This window comes from Arthrobacter sp. Dra40 (assembly GCF_059091905.1).
On the sequence record NZ_JBNHHB010000015.1, the window covers coordinates 21,714 to 35,815 of the forward strand.

Genomic DNA, 14,102 nt, shown 5'->3' on the forward strand with positions numbered 1-14,102 from the left:
CCACCTCTGAATCGCTATTTATCTCGGGTTACGCCGTCCTTGCAGCTCCCCGCCTGAACGGCCCGGGAGCCTGCCTGGGATGGACTTGGATACGAGCGGGCCCGTGTCGCTCTCGCTTTGCGTCCACCGCCCTACGGACATCAGTCGAGCCAACGGTTTCACGTGAAACTCCTGACGCCGTCCTTTCTCCTGGTTGAGACCGGGGACGAAGATGCTTCAACTCCCAGCGACCGCAACATTCAACCGGACTTTTACATTTGTGCCAAGGAGAGGCCTGGCTTCGGAAGCCAACTCCCGCGTCCAGAAATCCCGCCAGCGCACCGTTACGGGATTGCGTTGGCAGGGTGGAGGTGATCGAACAAGGATGGTCAGTCGTAAGCCGGAAGCACTTGCCTTGCGCCTTTGAGGTTTTCAGCCCTTCGGGTTGGTCTCACGGGTGGCGTGTGCTCTCTTCCTACCCGCTCGGCCGGACCGTGTGTGGTTCAGCGCCATAGCCCTCCTTGTAGGGCAATTCCGAGTGTTTCACGTGAAACACACTCCCTACCACGCGCTCTTGGCCAGCGCTACGCACGAGATTCGCTTTGGCAAGTGGTACTGCCGTTACGCCTTCAGGAGCGCAAGGCGGGCCAATTCCGTTCCTTACTGACCTAGAACTCGCACCATCCGGCGGGCGAGCAGCACGGTTTCACGTGAAACTCACCTGCCTTTTTCCTGCTAAAGATTGGGAAACGACGTTATCCGCTTAAACGGTAAGTGAACGCGAATGTCTTCTCGGCGTACGCTAGGAGGGAAACGAGATGGTGGCCCTGGCCGGGGAAAGGTAGGACCGCCAAAACCCGCGAGCGTAGGGTTGCGGTCTGCGTCAATTGATTAGATCGATTATCGCGGCAGCAGCCCCAAGCATGCGCCTTCATAACATGTACCCTCAGTTCTGAGGTTGACCCAATGCGCCCCTTCTCTTTGGCGACCCCACCGTCTGTGTCTCTGACGTGCTCCGGGTCAGAGCGCTCCCGTTGTCGGACAACAAGTATGTTCCACGTGAAACACAAGCATCTATATCCGCTTCCGGGCAGCGCTGCGCACATGTAGCGCTTCGGCCAGGTCTAACTGGATCTGCCACTTACGAGTTACTGGAGGGTAATGGGGAGCCGCTTTCCTTCTAGCCAGCAGCACTGACGAGCTCGGCCAGCTTGGCGGGGCGGCACAAGCCCGCCATCAGCGCTGGAATAGCCCCTGGCGCTCCCCGTTTCACGTGAAACGCCGAGACCCGGCGCTGCTCCAAGGGCTATCGGAAACGCGGCGGTGACGTCCAGCCGGCAACGCTGCAATAACAGGTGAAACTATTTCAGGCTAGATCTAGCAACCGGACGACCCCTCGGCCACGGCCGAACTCAACGGCGGTCTGGCCAGCTGCCGTCAGCGAGTGGGTGGGCGGATAGAAGAAAGCTGCCACTCTCAGGGGCAGACCCCGTAGCCCTGGTCCCCATTTCGGTGAATTGCAAACGCAAAGACTAAGGGACCCTAAAGACAGAAGGCAAAGAAGTTTCACGTGAAACATGGTCTGCTCGCTCTGGAAACAGAGCAACTGCATGAGATGATCTCCATGCTCCACGCATCATATCGAGATGCATTCTCAGCAGCAGATGGCGAGGCAGCGCCACGTCGTCCGTTTCACGTGAAACAGACAACCGAGGCCGAAGTCTCCGCCGCCAAACCGACGTCTAAGTCCGAGCCGCATCTCGGTTCCTTGGTCTACATCCGGTGCTCGAGTACCCTCGGCCCGGACCAGCGGGAGAGGCGCAGGCAAGTGACGCAAGAAGCGCTTAACAGGGATCAGGCAAGCTGGGGGCAAATTCCACAGTCAAGTGAGAAAAGAGGAGGGACCCGCCCACGCTGGACGAGTCCCTCCGTTTCACGTGAAACAAGCGGCTAAGGGGCCGCTGGGTTTAAGACATCCATGATGCGATTCAGATCATCGACGCTTGCAAACTCAATGCTGACTCGCCCCTTCTTGGCACCCAATGTGATCTTTACACTAGTGTCCAGGCGATCAGAAAGCGAACTAGCAAGGTAATCAAGCCGCTCATGACGTGCTCCCTCGCGAGGTCGCCCTTCACGCTTTGGGCGGCGCAAACCATCGCTCATGGAAACGATTTCCTCCGTTGCACGGACGGACAACCCTTCGGCAACAATCCGCTGAGCCAGTTTCTCCATTTCGGCAGGATCAGTAAGTGCGAGGAGGGCGCGGGCATGCCCTGCGCTGAGAACGCCGGCTGCTACGCGCCGCTGTACGAGCGGAGGAAGCTTCATCAACCGCAAAGTGTTGGATACCTGCGGCCGGGAACGACCGATACGATCCGCAAGTTCGTCATGGGTGCATCCGAAGTCATCAAGTAGCTGCTGGTAAGCCGCAGCTTCTTCGAGCGGATTGAGTTGACTTCGGTGCAGGTTCTCAAGCAGTGCATCGCGCAGGAGATCGTCATCTGCCGTTGACCTGATGATTGCCGGAATAGTTTCCAGCCCGGCAGCCTTGGTAGCCCGCCAACGGCGCTCACCCATGACCAGCTCATACTGGGCCTCTACATCGTCAGCCGGTCGGACAACGATAGGCTGCAGGACACCGATTTCCCGGATCGAATGCACCAGTTCAGCCATGTCTTCTTCATCGAAAACAGTGCGCGGCTGTTTGCGGTTCGGCTGAATTGCTGAAACCAGAACCTCGGCGAACGTTGCCCCTGGAACTTCAACCAAGTCCTGTCCTGTCGTTTCACGTGAAACGACGGAGTTGGCCGGCTGCTGCTGATCTTCGGTCCTATCATCCGCCTGCTTGGTAGCCGGCGTCTGGGATTCATTGCTGCCCTCCGCGGGCGCCGGGTCGCTGGTGAGCGGGGACGGTGCAGGCGTCGCACTCTTGAGCGACTTCTTGGCCGAGGGCTTCTTAGCGCCATTCGGCGTGATCTTCCTAGGGGCCCTCAGGACCTCGGCCACCTGTGCTGCGCTCGATCCGCCAACCGTTTCCGAATCCGTAGTGGTGAGGATCGCCGCGTCCGCATCCTCCCGCCTAGAGGAAGCAGGGAAGAAGACGTCGACAGGTCGCTCAGCGCGTTTCCTAGCCTGAGACCCTTGACCTTCTGTTGATTCAGGCACTTCGCTAACGGGCGAGCTGGGAATCAGTGCGCCCAAGCCTCGCCCTAAGCCACGGCGTTTTTCACTCATCTGGACCCTCTTCCGTCATGCGCCGAGCTGTCGCGCACTACCTCATTTAAGGCGTAATTCTACCGTTACAGATCGAATTCTCAGTTACTTGCCGCGCTCAGCGATTTCAGCCGCAGCCTCTTGATATGACAAGGCTCCGCTGGAGGATGGGTCATAAGTGATAACCGTCTGCTGGTAGCTCGGAGCCTCGGAGATGCGGACAGATCGGGGGACAACCGCGCTGAGAACCTCGTTGGGGAAGTGCTCCCTGACCTCAGCTGCTACTTGAGCGGCGAGGTTTGTCCGACCGTCGTACATGGTCAGCAGGATCGTGGAAACGACCAAGCCGGCATTGAGATGCTTCTGAATCATTTCAATGTTCTTAAGGAGCTGGCTCAACCCTTCCAGTGCGTAATACTCGCACTGAATAGGAATGAGAACCTCTTGCGCCGCCACAAACGCGTTGACGGTGAGGAGCCCGAGGCTGGGAGGGCAGTCGATGAAGACATAGTCCAAGCGAGGCAGTCCGGCTGTCTCCCGCTCCTGAGCATAAACTTCGATGGCACGGCGTAGGCGCTGTTCTCGTGCTACCAATGAGACGAGCTCAATTTCTGCGCCAGCTAGGTGGATGGTGGCAGGTGCAACAATCAAATGGTTGATATCCGGGCATTGAGCGATCACTTCGCCCAACGGCATGTCGTTGATGAGGACGTCGTAGATGCTGTCGACTTCCGCATGATGCTCGACACCGAGAGCCGTGGATGCGTTCCCCTGGGGGTCGATGTCGATGACAAGAACGTTCAAGCCGGCAATAGCCAGAGCGGCCGCGATATTGACCGTGGTGGTGGTCTTGCCGACGCCGCCCTTTTGGTTGCTGACTGTCAGTACCCTGGTTTGTGTCGGCCGGGGAAGCTGTTTGGCTTTCAATCGTTCACGCCTGCGGTTTTCGCTCGCCAGTTCGTGAGCGAGAGGTGTGCTTTCGTCGATCGAATCCATAACGTTTGGAACCGTAGCCTCTATCTTGACATCGGAGTTGGCCAGTTCGGCCTCATTAGCGCGGGTGGTTTCACGTGAAACATGACCGGTTCCTGTGCGCAAAACAACCGCATTCGATTGGTGGTACTCACCGATAGAAGACGACTCATCGGCTTCGGCCCCGCTTACTCCCGAAACCATGTCGCTCATCGCCATTTTCGATTTGCCCGCTTTCACTCTCCCGGCACCGACCCCTCCTAGCCTATCGTTGCACGGCCGGAATCAGGGGCGATCCGGGGGTGTGTGGACCAACAGGTTACGGGGCAACGAGGATTCTGACGACCGTCGTCGGCTCTTCCAAGAGTCCATCTCCGACGGTCAGGATCTCAGTCTCGCGCCCGCCCAGCTTCCGAATGACCTTCGTAGCCTTTTCAACTTCGTCGGCGGCGCTGCGACCCTTGATTGCGAGCATTTCACCACTACCGTGCAGCAGTGGAATGGACAGGCGGGCCAATTTGTCCAAGGCAGATACTGCCCGGGACGTCACAACATCCGCCGTAACTTGGTCCGCGGCAAGCTCTGCGCGTGTACGTACTACGGTGACGTTGTCGAGCCCCAGATCGTCGACAACTTCATTGAGCCAGACCACCCGCCGCTCCAACGGCTCGATCAGCGTCAGACGCAGGTCTGGCCGCGCCAGCGCGAAGGTAAGTCCAGGCAGGCCGGCACCGCTCCCGACGTCAGCAACCGCGGCGTCTGGCCCTATGAGGTTGGCGACAACCGCACAGTTCAAGACGTGCCGGTTCCACAACCGCGGGACCTCACGGGGGCCTAGCAATCCCCGTTCAATTCCGGACGTGGCCAAATGGGCGACGTATCGTTCGGCCAGCTCCAGCCGCTCGCCAAATACGGCTTGGGCAGCCTTGGACTCGGCCACCGTCATCTCAACTATGGACATACCTATGCCCCAAACCGGCCGGTATACAAGCTCAGGACTCCACCGACACCACGATGTGGCGGTTGGAACCCTCGCCCTCCGATTCGCTGACCAGCCCAAGGTCGGCGATGGCGTCGTGAACGATTTTGCGCTCGTACGCGCTCATAGGCTCCAGCGCCACATCATGGCCGGTCTCCTTGGCCTCGGCGACCGCATCCTCTGCGATCTTGAGCAGTTCCTTGCTGCGGCCTTCGCGGTAGCCGGTGATGTCCAGCACCAACCGCGAACGGCTGCCTGTAGATGTCAGGACCGACAACCGGGCCAGCTCCTGGAGGGCTTCGAGTACTTCCCCGTCCGGCCCTACCAGCGACTTGAGGGCGTCATTGTCCTCGTCTTCGGAAACGATCGAAATGTACGTGCGACCGTTGCGAACTTCAATATCGATGTCCCCATCGATATCGGCGATGTCGAGAAGTTCCTCGAGGTAGTCCGCAGCTACGTCTCCCTCTTCATCCAATCGCTTGGCAGAATTCGAAACGGCACCTTCCTCCTGCTCGTCTGCCGCAGCTGCTTCGCCGGAAAGTTCTTCAGTCACTTCGGATACGCTTTCGCTGCTCATTTTCTCTTCCTGTTCTTACGCTGTGGCTGATGGCGCTGGCCTCTCGGCTCTGCGGGTGCTTCCACCGCAGGCTCTTCGCTCTTCCGCTCACCTAGCAGCGGGACCATCGGCAAGCCCTTCTTCGCCCGGCGTTCCGCCAGTTCACGGGCTGCCTGCGAACCCGGAGTAGGCATGCGGCGGATAACGAAGAACTGCTGTGCCATGGTCCAAATGTTGGTGGTGGTCCAGTAAATCAAGACACCAATCGGGAAGTTGATGCCGCCGATGCCGAACACAAGCGGCAGGATGTACAACATCATCTGCTGCTGCTTCATAAACGGCGACTGCATCGCTTCGGCAGACATGTTCTTGGCCATGATCTGCTTCTGGGTGATGAACTGCGAGGCCGTCATCGCCAGGATCATGATGATCGAGAGGACAACAACAGCTGTCTGGTTCGCGCCGCCCCCGCCATGGAGAAGGGAAGCCGACAGCGGAGCGCCGAAGATGGTCGATTCGTCGAACTGGCGGATGAGTTCCGGCGACAGGGCGCCGATGCCTTCCCCGTTGTCATTGGCCTTTGAGGCATTGTTCAGCACGCTGAACAGCGCAAAGAAGAACGGCATCTGGACGAGCATCGGCAAGCACGCCGAGAACGGGTTGGTACCGTGCTTCTTGTACAGGGCCATCTGCTCTTGCGTCATGGCCTGGCGCGACAGCTGATCGGTCTTGCCCTTGTATTTCTGCTGCAGTTTCCGCAAGTCAGGCTGCAGTGCCTGCATGCCCCGCTGGGCCTTGATCTGCTTGACGAAGACCGGGATCAACGCTGCCCGGATAATCAGCACCAAGCCGATGATCGAGAACGTCCAGGTCCAGCCATTGGCCGGATCCATACCCAACCAGGAGAAACCGGCGTGGAAAGCCCACAGGATCCCAGATACTACCCATGTAAAGGGAGTCAGGATCGTGTTTAAGAAGTCCATTAGTTGTTTACTCCTCGGGCCGCCTCGCGGCCTTCATCGTCGGCCGGAATGACTGGGTGATTGAGTTCAATTATCCGGGGGATTCTGGCAGGGTTTTCCTGCAGCCACAGGTCAAAGGAAGGCGACGCCGGAACATGGTCTACGCCACCGGGATTCCAGGGATGGCATCGGCATAACCGTCGCGCTGCCAGCCAGCTGCCTTTGGTGGCACCGTGAACGGTCACAGCCTCAAGGGCATAGGCAGAACAGGACGGGAAAAAGCGGCACACCTGGCCATACAGCGGCGAAATGGTCTTGCGGTAGACCGCCAGAGCGCCAATCAATACGGACTGCGGGATCGTCTGGATCCTTTTGGCGGCGACGAAGCGGGAGGGAGCGTGTAGGCGCTGGGCAGTGGAACTCATGCCGCTCATCCCTTCTCCTCGGGCGCAACGCGCGCGGGCGCGATAGGCGTTGCAGTCAACTTGATCACGGCCGTTTTGAACGCCTTCCGGTAATCATGTTCCAACGCGTCGAAGTCCGCACTGGCCGCTGCCGGAAGAGCGCGCACAACAACTGCGAGTCCTTGGGAATACTGATTGTCCCTCAGACTAGCCGCTGCGAGTTCCCGCAGTCTCCTCTTAACGCGGTTGCGGATGACGGCGTTCCCCACAGCCTTAGAGACAATGAAGCCAAAAGCTGTCGGTTGGGCCGGGTTAACCGCTGCCGCATATAACACCAAGTTCCGGCGCCCTGATCGGACGCCGGAACGTACAGTTGTTGAGAAGTCCGCCGATGCGCGCATCCTGTGCTGACTCGAGAGCATGGCGCTACGCAGCCAGCCGAAACGCGTTGCTGCGGGAACGGAACCTCACAGCCGGATCGACAAACTGGCTATTTAGGCCGACAATTCGGTACGGCCCTTGCTGCGGCGTGCTGCCAGGATGGCGCGGCCGGCGCGAGTGCGCATGCGAAGGCGGAAGCCGTGCTTCTTGGCACGACGGCGGTTATTCGGCTGAAAAGTCCGCTTGCTCACGGTGGTTACTCCAAGACGGTCGACAGATGCGGTTGGACCCGTTGCAACAGGGGGAAGAACAGGTCGACGCTCTAATATAGGGGCCTACTTCAGGTCCTGGACGCGGGGCGTGCAGGGATACCAAAGTAGACATGAAGGACTAGTCAACGTTAGGCGATGGCAGTAAGAACCGTCAAACCCGCCGGCTCGCAGCCCGGGCGTTTCCGTGGATAACACCTGTGGACAACTTTAGCTCAAACGCGGTTTGCACGGTTCGAACTACTCAGAGCAGGGCGTCCACAGGCCCCTGCATCCCGGCTGTTATCAAGCAGAATCATGCTCTACGCTTGCAGGAGCCCCTTATCCACCGTCTGTGAATAAGTCTGTGGATTTCGGGCGCGCTGTCGGCAGAGGCCGAAGCAAGTTGAGCTTCTGAGGGGTATCTAGGTGGACACGGACCAAATTAACGACGTCGGAAGTTCCTGGCGCAAAGTGGTCCGCACGCTGGAACAGGACGATCGCGTCTCGCCCAGGCAGCGCGGTTTCATCGTTCTGGCCCAGGCGAAAGGGCTGATCGGTACGACGTTGCTGGTTGCCCTCCCCAATGAATTGACCCGCGAAGTCTTCCAGTCGCAGCAGCTCAAGGATCCGCTGCACGACGCGCTGTTCGAAGTTTTCAAGGACGATATCCTGTGCGCTTTCAGCGTCGACACAGATCTGGCTCCGCACGCCGAGCCAGAACCCGAACAAGAGCCCCGGCCGGCTCCGTCGGTGGTGCGGAACGAGGCACTGCCGCAGCCGCCCAAGGAGAGCGCCTCCCAAGAACTGGGCCGCCTCAACCCGAAGTACATTTTCGACACCTTCGTCATCGGCTCGTCCAACCGCTTTGCACACGCGGCTGCGGTAGCGGTGGCCGAAGCCCCCGCCAAGGCGTACAACCCGCTGTTCATTTACGGCGACTCCGGGCTCGGAAAAACCCACCTGCTGCATGCCATCGGGCACTACGCCCGGCATCTCTACAACGGGATCCGTGTCCGGTACGTCAATTCCGAAGAATTTACTAACGACTTCATTAACTCCATCCGCGACGATGAAGGCGCCAGCTTCAAGCAGTTGTACCGCAACGTCGATATCTTGCTGATCGATGACATCCAGTTTCTGGCCAACAAAGATGCGACGCAGGAAGAGTTCTTCCATACGTTCAATGCTCTCCACAACCACAGCAAGCAAGTAGTGATCACTTCCGACCTGCCGCCGAAACAACTCTCCGGTTTCGAAGAACGGATGCGGTCACGCTTCGAATGGGGGCTGCTGACGGACATCCAGCCGCCGGAGCTGGAGACTCGGATCGCGATTCTGCGCAAGAAGGCCATCAGCGAGGGGCTCTCGGTACCCGACGAGGTCCTCGAATACATCGCCTCCAAGATCTCCACCAATATCCGCGAGCTTGAGGGCGCCCTCATCCGAGTAACCGCCTTCGCCAGCCTGAATCAACAGGCAGTCGACATGGGTCTTGCCGAGATCGTCCTCAAAGACCTCATCACCGACGAGGGTGCGCAGGAAATCACTTCCGCCACGATCCTTGGCCAGACGGCCGCCTATTTCAAGCTCAGCATGGAGGAACTGACCAGTAAGTCCCGTACCCGGACACTGGTGACAGCCCGCCAGATCGCTATGTACTTGTGCAGGGAGCTTACCGACATGTCCCTGCCGAAAATCGGCCAGGAGCTTGGCGGGCGCGACCACACCACGGTCATCCATGCCGACCGGAAGATCCGTGAGCTGATGGCCGAACGCCGCGCGATCTACAACCAGGTGACGGAGCTGACCAACCGCATAAAGCAGCAGCAGCGCGAAAGTTAGCCTCGCCGGCGGCTTCAGGCCCGAACCACACCGGTGAAATTAACAGGTGTGGATAAGGCTGTGGATAGTTAAGTGGAGAACCCCGGTGCTTAAGAGGACAACTGCCGGGCTGCCTGTGGACACGCGAAATCACAAGGATTTTCCTCCACAGCTACCCAACACCCACTGCGAGCTCCCTGCACATCTTGTGAACAGGCAACTTCCGCGCAACGGCAAGCGGCACCGAGGTTATCCACAGTATCCACAGCCGTTATTAACACTACGAATCCCATTATTTGAAGTTCTTTCAAATAACATTTGACCCTGTCCCAGCTTCCCGGCACCCTGCAGAGCAGCTCAAGCGAACGTCGACGTGCTGCCGGTGCGCATTGACCGTTGCTGCGGCTAAGCTTGCACAGAGAATTGTTGCCATCTGCTTCAGCCTGGTGCCGTAGTCCGAGCATTTCCACCAGTCCAGTCGCAGGCGGCCTTCCCCAGCATGTTCGTTGTGAAAGGCGGCTTACTTCAGTGAAGTTCAGAGTTGATCGGGATGTTCTGGCGGAAGCCGTGACATGGACAGCCCGCTCCCTGTCACCTCGTCCGCCGGTCCCCGTTCTGTCGGGCCTACTCATTCGTGCTGAAGGCGGCATGGTCAGCCTTGCCAGTTTCGACTACGAGATTTCGGCACGTCTTCAGATTCCGGCGGACGTTGCCGCTGAGGGAACCATCCTGGTGTCCGGGCGCCTCTTGGCCGACATCTGCCGCAGCTTGCCGTCAGCCCCGGTCGACATTGAAACCGACGGCTCAAAGGTGGCGTTGACCTGCCGCAACAGCCGGTTCAACCTGGCCACCATGCCCGAAGGCGATTATCCGGAACTCCCGGCCTTGCCGGATGTCAGCGGGGTCGTGGACGGCGAGGCTTTCGCCCAGGCCGTTAGCCAGGTGATCATTGCGGCGAGCCGCGACGACACCCTGCCCATCCTGACCGGTGTCCGAATGGAAATCGAAGGCGATCTGATCACCTTGCTGTCGACGGACCGCTACCGTCTGGCACTTCGCGAACTCAACTGGCGCCCGACAACCCCGGGCATCTCCACCAGCGCACTGGTTAAAGCCAAAACCTTGAGTGAAGTGGCCAAGACCCTTGGCGGCTCCGGCGACCTCAACATTGCCCTGTCCGACAACAGCGAACTGATCGGCTTCGAAAGCGGCGGCCGCCGGACCACCTCGCTGCTGGTGGACGGTGACTATCCCAAGATCCGTTCGTTGTTCCCGGACAACACGCCGATCCATGCAACTGTTGAAACCACCACGCTGATCGAAGCCGTCCGCCGTGTTTCGCTCGTGGCCGAGCGCAACACCCCGGTCCGTCTGGCCTTCACTGACGGCCTCTTGACCTTGGACGCCGGAACAGGTGAAGACGCCCAGGCTTCAGAGGCGATCGAGGCTGCGCTGACGGGCGACGAGATCACCGTCGCCTTCAATCCGCACTACCTTTCCGAAGGCTTGAGCGCGTTCGACAGCAAATATGTCCGGTTTTCCTTCACCACGCCGCCGAAGCCGGCGGTCATATCTGCCCAGGACGACCTCGAGGGCGAAGACAAGGAAGACTACCGTTACCTGCTGATGCCAGTGAGGTTGCCCAACCAGTAACCGGCCCCCGAACCGCCCATTGACGAGAGGAAAGAGTGAGCAGCATGCACATCGGACTGATCGGCTTGGGACGGATGGGTTTCAATATGCGGCAGCGGCTTCGGGACGGCGGCATCGAGGTCACCGGGTATGACCGGAACCCCGACGTCAGCGACACCGCAACGGTCGACGAATTGATCCAATCGCTGCCTAGCCCGCGCACCGTGTGGGTGATGGTGCCCTCTGGTTCGGTTACCGACGCAGTCATCAGCGAACTGGCGGGCAAGCTCTCCGCCGGGGACCTGGTGATCGACGGCGGCAACTCGAAGTTCACCGCGGACCGGGACCACGAAGCGCTCCTGGCCGACCGGGAGATCGGTTTCCTCGATGTCGGCGTTTCGGGCGGCGTGTGGGGTCTGGCGAATGGCTACGGATTGATGGCCGGCGGTCGTGCCGAACTGGTCGAGGCAGCGATGCCGCTCTTCGACGCATTGAGGCCGGAGGGTCCGCGGGAGGAAAGCTTCGTCCATGTGGGCGACGTCGGAGCCGGGCACTACGCAAAAATGGTGCACAACGGGATCGAGTACGGGCTGATGCAGGCGTATGCCGAGGGGTACGAACTGCTGGAGGCCAAGGACATCATCAAAGATGTCCCGGGCACTTTCCGGGCGTGGCAAAAGGGGACGGTGGTCCGGTCTTGGCTGCTGGACCTCATGGTGAAAGCCCTCGCAGAGGACCCCGGTCTGAGCCAGACCAGCGGGTACGTGGAGGATTCCGGCGAAGGCCGGTGGACGGTGGAAGAAGCCATCGCGCATGCTGTTCCCGCCCCGGCCATCACCGCGGCATTGTTTGCGCGGTTCGCGTCACGCGAAAATGATGCCCCCGCCATGAAGATGGTGGCCGCGCTGCGCAATCAGTTTGGCGGGCACGCCGTCAGGAAGCCCGGACAGCCCCAGCCCAACCCCGGCACCGAGCCGAAGTAGCAGTACCGCATTGTTTGTTGAATTCCTTTCGCTGACCGATTTCCGCACCTACCCGCAGCTGGACATCGCCCTGAAGCCGGGCGTCACCGTGTTTGTTGGATCCAACGGGGTGGGCAAGACCAACATCGTCGAGGCCATCGGCTATCTGGCGTCGCTTTCATCGCATCGGGTCAGCAATGACGCACCGCTGATCCGGTTCGACAGTCCACGTTCGCTGGTGCGGGCCCGGGTAGACCGCGGCGGACGCAGCATTTCGCTGGAGTTGGAAATCACCGCCGGCAAGGCCAACAGGGCGCGCATCAACCGAGGCGCTCCGGTGCGTGCCCGCGACATTCTGGGCCACCTGCGCACGGTGCTCTTCGCCCCCGAAGACCTGGCACTGGTCAAAGGCGACCCGTCCAACCGGCGACGCTTCCTGGACGAACTGCTGGCCAGCCTGGTTCCGCACCACGCGGCCACGCGCAGCGATTTTGAACGCGTTCTCAAACAGCGCAACGCGCTGCTCAAGTCTGCCCGCGCCAGCGGACGGTTCACCTCGGCCCATGAATCGACGCTGGAGGTTTGGGACCAGCACATGGCAGAGGCCGGGGCCGCGCTGCTGAAGGCCAGGCTGGAACTGGTGGACCTCCTGCAGCCGCACCTGAACGCGGCCTACGCCGCGCTGACGGATGGCTCCAAACAGGCTGCCGCCGTGTACCGATCCACCATCCATAGCCAGCTATCGGATGACGGCGAGGTAGAGAACGACGGCGGTGCAGGCCTTCCGCCGCTGGCAAGCCTGAGCGCGGCGGAGCTGGCAGAGCTGTACCTTGCCGCCTTCAAACAGCAACGCAAGCGCGAAGTGGAACGCGGAATCTCGCTGGTCGGGCCCCACCGCGATGAGCTCGAACTGATGCTGGGACAGGCGCCCGCCAAGGGGTATGCCTCTCACGGCGAAACCTGGTCCCTGGCGCTGGCCCTGCGGCTGGCGTCCTACTACGTGTTCTGCGAAGACGACCCGGCCCCCGGCGCGGCTCCGGTGCTGATCCTGGACGACGTTTTTGCCGAACTGGACAACCAGCGCCGGTCAAAGCTCGCCGGCATCGTTGCCAATGCGGAGCAGGTGATCGTTACCGCCGCCGTGGCCGAGGACATCCCCGAAGCCCTGAGCGGCGAACAGTTCAAGGTGGTTCCGGGAGGCGTGGCCAGTGGCCAGGAAACCGTCTGAGCGCCAGCCGAACCCGCAGGAACAAGCAGACCCGGTGGCACAAACCGGCCTGCCGGACCTGGTGGGGCATGCGCAGCCCGCCAAACCGCCGGCAGCGGAACCGGCCCTGGGCGCCGGCGGGGAGGAAGATTTGGACGCGGCGAAGGCGGTCCTCAACAGGGTTCGCTTGGCAGCTGCGGCCCGCGGTGACGTGCGCACCCGGGCCAACAGCCGCCGTCGTCAATCCCGGGGTAATCGGCCGGTTGCCGCGCCGCAGGATTTCGGCCGCGACCCGCAAGGACTGGGCCGCGTATTCGACCGGTTCGTCGCAGAACGCGGCTGGAACTCCCCCGTGGCCGTCGGGTCAGTAATTTCGCGGTGGGATGAATTGGTCGGGGCGGACATTGCAGCCCACTGCCGGCCCGAAAGCTTCGAGGACACGACGGTGCAAGTGCGCTGCGATTCCACCGCCTGGGCCACGCAGTTGAGGCTGATGAACGCTGCATTGCTGAAGCGGTTCGGCGAAAAGCTGGGCCCCGGCGTCGTGACCAAAATTCAGGTCCTTGCACCCGCCGCGCCCAACTGGCGCAAGGGCAAACGGACCGTCAGCGGCCGCGGACCGCGGGATACCTACGGCTAAATCCAGCCCTCGAAACGTGCAATCCGGAAGCATCCGGGACGCGCTTGCGTAAACGGCATGCAGAGCGCTGCGGGGCCCTACGGACATATACGGTCCCATCAAGTACCCGGCGGAGGCGTTAAAAGCCGCTTTCCGTG

Annotated in this window: 13 protein-coding genes; 5 read left to right on the plus strand and 8 right to left on the minus strand. The window is 60.5% G+C overall.

Annotated elements, in window-relative coordinates; genetic code table 11:
* Nucleotides 1-1,929: 1,929 nt before the first annotated feature.
* The 8 genes from AC5RWT_RS09700 to rpmH all read right to left on the minus strand — a co-directional run bounded on the left by AC5RWT_RS09700 (nt 1,930) and on the right by rpmH (nt 7,703).
* Entirely contained in the window at nt 1,930-3,216 is a 1,287-nt protein-coding gene (locus tag AC5RWT_RS09700; RefSeq protein WP_494080064.1) for a ParB/RepB/Spo0J family partition protein, read from the minus strand.
* A gap of 84 nt (nt 3,217-3,300) precedes the next feature.
* On the minus strand, nt 3,301-4,380 hold the full coding sequence (locus AC5RWT_RS09705) for a ParA family protein (RefSeq protein ID WP_494080065.1): 1,080 nt from the start codon (nt 4,378-4,380) through the stop codon (nt 3,301-3,303).
* 106 nt (nt 4,381-4,486) lie between these two features.
* The gene (rsmG, locus tag AC5RWT_RS09710; RefSeq protein WP_494080096.1) at nt 4,487-5,122 is read right to left on the minus strand and encodes a 16S rRNA (guanine(527)-N(7))-methyltransferase RsmG; all 636 of its coding nucleotides are present in this window, start codon (nt 5,120-5,122) and stop codon (nt 4,487-4,489) included.
* Nucleotides 5,123-5,159: 37 nt separating this feature from the next.
* Nucleotides 5,160-5,726, minus strand: a complete 567-nt coding sequence (locus tag AC5RWT_RS09715) for a Jag family protein (RefSeq protein WP_494043305.1) — start codon at nt 5,724-5,726, stop codon at nt 5,160-5,162.
* The gene (yidC, locus tag AC5RWT_RS09720; protein ID WP_494043306.1) at nt 5,723-6,688 is read right to left on the minus strand and encodes a membrane protein insertase YidC; all 966 of its coding nucleotides are present in this window, start codon (nt 6,686-6,688) and stop codon (nt 5,723-5,725) included. The genes AC5RWT_RS09715 and yidC overlap by 4 nt, the downstream gene beginning before the upstream one ends.
* Nucleotides 6,688-7,092, minus strand: coding sequence for a membrane protein insertion efficiency factor YidD (yidD, locus tag AC5RWT_RS09725; protein ID WP_494043499.1), 405 nt, complete (start codon nt 7,090-7,092; stop codon nt 6,688-6,690). Before yidD ends, yidC begins: the two co-directional genes overlap by 1 nt.
* A 5-nt stretch (nt 7,093-7,097) precedes the next feature.
* Entirely contained in the window at nt 7,098-7,493 is a 396-nt protein-coding gene (gene rnpA, locus AC5RWT_RS09730) for a ribonuclease P protein component (protein WP_494080066.1), read from the minus strand.
* A gap of 72 nt (nt 7,494-7,565) precedes the next feature.
* Entirely contained in the window at nt 7,566-7,703 is a 138-nt protein-coding gene (rpmH, locus tag AC5RWT_RS09735; RefSeq protein ID WP_127513203.1) for a 50S ribosomal protein L34, read from the minus strand.
* A gap of 426 nt (nt 7,704-8,129) precedes the next feature.
* Here rpmH and dnaA point away from each other — a divergent pair, with 426 nt between their 5' ends.
* From dnaA to AC5RWT_RS09760, 5 genes are all read left to right on the plus strand, one after another.
* On the plus strand, nt 8,130-9,545 hold the full coding sequence (gene dnaA, locus AC5RWT_RS09740) for a chromosomal replication initiator protein DnaA (protein ID WP_494043308.1): 1,416 nt from the start codon (nt 8,130-8,132) through the stop codon (nt 9,543-9,545).
* Between the two features lie 507 nt (nt 9,546-10,052).
* Nucleotides 10,053-11,177: a DNA polymerase III subunit beta gene (dnaN, locus tag AC5RWT_RS09745; RefSeq protein ID WP_494043500.1), complete on the plus strand. Its 1,125-nt coding sequence runs from the start codon at nt 10,053-10,055 to the stop codon at nt 11,175-11,177.
* A 44-nt stretch (nt 11,178-11,221) separates the two neighbouring features.
* Nucleotides 11,222-12,139: a phosphogluconate dehydrogenase (NAD(+)-dependent, decarboxylating) gene (gene gnd / locus AC5RWT_RS09750; RefSeq protein ID WP_494080097.1), complete on the plus strand. Its 918-nt coding sequence runs from the start codon at nt 11,222-11,224 to the stop codon at nt 12,137-12,139.
* Between the two features lie 10 nt (nt 12,140-12,149).
* Nucleotides 12,150-13,346, plus strand: a complete 1,197-nt coding sequence (recF, locus tag AC5RWT_RS09755) for a DNA replication/repair protein RecF (protein ID WP_494043310.1) — start codon at nt 12,150-12,152, stop codon at nt 13,344-13,346.
* A 34-nt stretch (nt 13,347-13,380) separates the two neighbouring features.
* A complete protein-coding gene (locus AC5RWT_RS09760) occupies nt 13,381-13,965 on the plus strand; it encodes a DciA family protein (RefSeq protein ID WP_494080067.1) in 585 nt (194 codons plus the stop codon).
* The last annotated feature ends 137 nt before the right edge of the window (nt 13,966-14,102 follow it).